This window comes from Leisingera sp. F5 (assembly GCF_001593695.1).
Map to the genome: position 1 here is coordinate 1 of NZ_LUKH01000165.1, position 4,481 is coordinate 4,481.

3 protein-coding genes and 1 pseudogene are annotated in these 4,481 nt (G+C 59.8%); all 4 read right to left on the reverse strand.

The genetic code is table 11. The features are described 5' to 3' along the window. Positions 1-136: pseudogene (locus A2I95_RS42630) on the reverse strand (aromatic hydrocarbon degradation protein); the annotation flags it as partial. Between the two features lie 103 nt (positions 137-239). Further along, entirely contained in the window at positions 240-1,124 is an 885-nt protein-coding gene (locus A2I95_RS26445; RefSeq protein WP_291734703.1) for a DMT family transporter, read from the reverse strand. Between the two features lie 137 nt (positions 1,125-1,261). After that, a complete protein-coding gene (locus A2I95_RS26450) occupies positions 1,262-2,779 on the reverse strand; it encodes a hypothetical protein (protein WP_291734705.1) in 1,518 nt (505 codons plus the stop codon). Between the two features lie 149 nt (positions 2,780-2,928). Further along, on the reverse strand, positions 2,929-4,481 hold a 1,553-nt coding region (gene guaA, locus A2I95_RS26455; RefSeq protein WP_291734707.1), incomplete at its 5' end, for a glutamine-hydrolyzing GMP synthase.

Here is a 4,481-nt window from a genome sequence, read left to right on the forward strand (position 1 = left end):
TCGCGACTGAGAATTCTGCATAAGTGCCTTCTTCGAAGATGATGCCGATCGGCTGGCCGGTGCGGTCAAGACCGCTTGCCATGGCAGAACCCGATGCCAGCGCCAATGCCGCCGACGTTGCAAGATAGCGTTTCATTTTTCCTCCCTGAATTGCGGCCTGTAAGGGCCGCTTTACGCAAACGTAATCGGGCCGAATTCCGCAAATCAACATTAACCGCACGGCAACTTGCCGGATTCGATCAATTCCCAAGGGTTTCAGGGGACCGCTTCGCAACTATATTAAGGTAATTTGCAATGCAGATGATAGCGGCACCGCTCAGCACCCAGGCATCCAGCGCTTCGCCATAGATCACCATGCCCAGAATGGCGATGGCGGGCAGGCGGGCGAAATCCACCGGCACCACCACGCTGGCTGGCGCCAGTGACAGCGCGGTGGTTAGGCAAAAATGCGCGGTCAGCCCGGCAATGCCGATCAGCACCAGCCAGGGCAGGGTGGTGGCGCCCGGCAAGGCCATGTCGCCGTCCCAGCCTGCCGCCAGCAGGCCCATCACCAGCTGCATGGCGGTGAGCCAGAACAGAATTGAGGCAGTTGTTTCGTGCCGGGTCAGCCGCTTGGTCAGGATCGCGGTGAGGGCAAAGAAGATCGCGCAGCTGGCTGCGGCCCCGATCCCCAGGCTCAGGGTGTCCGGGCTGGGGCGGGCCACGATCAGGATGCCGGCAAAGCCGATCGCCGCCGCCAGCATCCGGCGCCGGGTCAGCACTTCCCCCAGCAGCAGCGGCGACAGGATAATCACCCACAGCGGCGAGGTGAACTCCAAGGCAAAGACCTGGGCCAGCGGGATCAGTGTCACCGCCAGGAACCACAGGTTCTGGCCGGTGAAATGGAAAAGATTGCGCACAGCGTGAACGCCCAGCCGCGCCCGGCTGACCTGATGCCATTTGCCCGTCGCCGTCAGCAGCGCCACCACGATGATCACCCCGACCAGGCTGCGGTAGGTCATGATCTCGAAGGTATCCAGCGTCAAACCGGCTTCGCGCCCTGCAATCGCCATGGCGGAAAACGAGACAATGGCGCCGATCATCCATAGCGCGGCCAGTCCCGCGCGTGCTTCACCTTGTGCCATGATTGCCCCGTTGCCTAATCCGCGTGAGGAGAAGGGGAAAACCCGCTGAGGTCAAGTGCAGCCCGCGCCGGATACGGCTGATCCGGCGCGGGCTGGGAAAGCGTCCGGACGTGCCGGAGCCGGCCGGGCGTTTGGTGTCAGGCTGCCTTGCGGCGCAAGGCCGGCGCCTCCAGGGAACGCCCTGAATTGATGTATGATGACGCCAATGCCACCGGGTCAAAATCCACCCGTTTCAAAAGCGTGCGGATTTCATCAGTCAAGGCCTCAGTCACTTCTGATTGTGTCCTGGTGGCATTCTTTTTCTCCGGCAGCACCGGCTGGCCGGAGTGACCCAATGCCGCCAGCAGGCGGGCGGCGCCTTCCGGTTTGGTGGCCTCTTCCAGTGTGGTTTCAACAAAGTTGATCTGCTGCCCGAACTTCAGCAGGTAGTAGGCGTAGCGCGCCTCCATCTCCAGCGCATACCAGAGCGCCCAGCCGATCTGGCCCAACTGCCGGAAAGCGGAAGGCGTCACAATGGCATTGGCGTAGCTCATGTCCAGATACCACTGCCAGGGGATTGTAATGTTCTGGAAGTCATTGCGGCCTACATAGCTGGCGCATTGCTTGGCCAGGTCGCGGCGCAAGATGATCACCGTTGTCCGGTTGCAAATGCTACTGTCTGCCAGCGCCTCAATCAGTCCGCATTTGCCCAGAGTGTGGTTGGATTCTGCATAGGGCGCTTGCAGGGACGCAAGTTTTTTTTGCCAGAAGTCCCACATCATTCCGTCCATGCCGAGGGTGTTGAAACTGCGCATATGGCGGATTTCGGGCATTGCCTTGCCGAAATCTTCTACCCCCAAAGGCTCATGAACTGAATTGATCTGCAGATTGTCCTTAAGGAATTGAGCCAGCCAGGCCGTGCCGGTACGTCCGGCGGACAAGGTGAAGATGAAGTCGCGCTTGCCGGTCTGTTTGGTCTCTGGCAACGAGGCAGCAGCGGCAGGAACGGCAGCTGGGCGCTGATAGCCGAACTTCCGGATCTCAGCGGAACATTGTTCCTCAATAACATCCGCGGCCATTGGAAATTTGCGGAACATGGCTGCCGGTTCGGTACCGGACTGCGGGCGCTTTGCGCCCTTGGCCCGCAGGTTGGAAAACCGATCCCAAAGCCCGTCAATGCCAAGCGCTGCGATGTCTTCTTCCAAGTGCTCATAGCGCAGATAAACGTCCAGCGCGCCGGGGCCGTCCAGCGGTGCAATGCGCGGATTATCAGCCAAAGTGCTTCGGCAAAGACTTACGAACTGGCCGAAGTCAGCTCCGGTCCCTTCACCGCCTTCCCAAAAATACCTGGAAATCGCGACGTCAAACGGGTCGCGCCAGATCGTGACTTTGGTGTAGCTGTCCCAGATATCCTGCGGAATCCGTGCTTTGACCTGGGGCGCGGGCATGTGATTATGGAAGGACTCCAGACTCTGTGACCCGTCCGGCCATTTCTGGCTCTCAAAATTCTGTGCGCCGCAATAGCCCAGGCTGGCACGGGCATCTTCGTCTTCCACGGAAATCGGTGTGATAACACTGTCCTCGTCGCAGAAGCTGGACAGGGCGATCTCAAACGACGTGCCGCCGACCTTCTTGGTCTTAATGAAGATGAGTTTCAACGGGTGGCAAATGATCATTGGATTCTCCAAACCGGCAGTGTTTGGGGGAATATTTCAAAAATGCCTGACAGATTGGTTAACCAGATCAGTCAATTTAGCGGCAAAGGCGTTTGCCGCGGCCAAATAAAAACCCCGGCCGCAGGGGCCGGGGCTGAAGGTCTTTCAGATCATTCCCACTCGATGGTGCCGGGCGGCTTCGAGGTGATGTCATAGGTGCAGCGGTTGATGCCCTTGACCTCATTGATGATTCTTGTGGCGGTTTCGCCCAGGAATTCATGGCTGAAGGGGTAGTAATCGGCTGTCATGCCATCGACCGAGGTCACCGCGCGCAGGGCGCAGGCAAAATCATAGGTGCGACCGTCGCCCATCACGCCCACGGTGCGGACCGGCAGGATTGCCACAAAAGCCTGCCAGATATCGTCATATAGACCGTGCTTGCGGATCTGGTCGATATAGATCGCATCGGCCTCGCGCAGGATCTCCAGCTTTTCGCGGGTGATCTCGCCCGGGCAGCGGATTGCCAGCCCCGGTCCGGGGAAGGGGTGACGGCCAATAAAGCTTGCAGGCAGGCCCAGTTCGCGGCCCAATGCGCGGACTTCGTCCTTGAACAGCTCGCGCAGGGGTTCCACCAGTTTCAGCCCCATCTTCTCCGGCAGGCCGCCCACGTTGTGGTGCGACTTGATGGTGACTGACGGGCCGCCCGAGAAGGACACCGATTCAATCACATCCGGGTACAGGGTGCCCTGCGCCAGGAACTCGGCGCCCTCAATCGTGTTGGCGTGTTTCTGGAACACGTCGATGAACAGCTTGCCGATGATCTTGCGTTTGGTTTCCGGGTCGCTTTGGCCGTCCAGCTCACCCAGGAACAACTCCTGCTCATCCGCGTGGATCAGCTGAATGTTATAGTTGTCGCGGAACATGGCGACGACTTCTTCCGCCTCGTTTTTGCGCAACAGCCCGTGATCGACAAACACACAGGTCAGCTGGTCGCCGATCGCTTCGTGGATCAGGATCGCCGCAACTGAGGAATCTACACCGCCGGACAATCCGCAGATCACCTGCTTGTCGCCAACCTGTTCGCGGATCTTTTCGATCATCTGTTCGCGGTAGGCGCCCATGGTCCAGTCGCCGCTGAAACCCGCCAGGCGCACAAAATTTTCATAGAGCTTGGCGCCGTTCGGTGTGTGATGCACTTCCGGGTGGAACTGCACCGCATAGAAATTGCGGCTGACATCGGCGGTGATGGCATAAGGCGCGTTGGGAGAGGTGCCGTAGACCTCAAACCCCGGTGCGATCTTGCTGACGTGGTCGCCGTGCGACATCCAGACCTGCTCGCGGTCGCTGTCGTTGGCAAACCAGCCTTCCAGCAGCGGCGGTGTCTCCACGGTGGGGGTCACAAAGGCGCGGCCGAATTCGGCGGTGCCGTGGCCGCTTTCCACCTTGCCGCCCAGCTGGTGCATCATCACCTGCTGGCCATAGCAGATGCCCAGGATCGGCACGCCATAGTCGAAAATCTCCTGCGGCGCACGCGGCGACCCTTCGCGGGTCACGCTGTCCGGCCCGCCCGAGAAGATCACAGCCTTGGGCGCCAGCTCGCGCACAAACTCCATGGTGACATTCTGATAGGGGTGGATTTCGCAATAGACGTTCAGCTCGCGCAGGCGGCGTGCAATCAGCTGCGTGACCTGGCTGCCAAAGTCGATGATGAGAAGGCGGTCAT

Excerpts from the sequence above, each read along its gene's own strand:
- A2I95_RS26445 (WP_291734703.1), bottom strand. The coding sequence starts at position 1,124 with ATGGCACAAGGTGAAGCACGCGCGGGACTGGCCGCGCTATGGATGATC.
- A2I95_RS26450 (WP_291734705.1), bottom strand. The coding sequence starts at position 2,779 with ATGATCATTTGCCACCCGTTGAAACTCATCTTCATTAAGACCAAGAAG.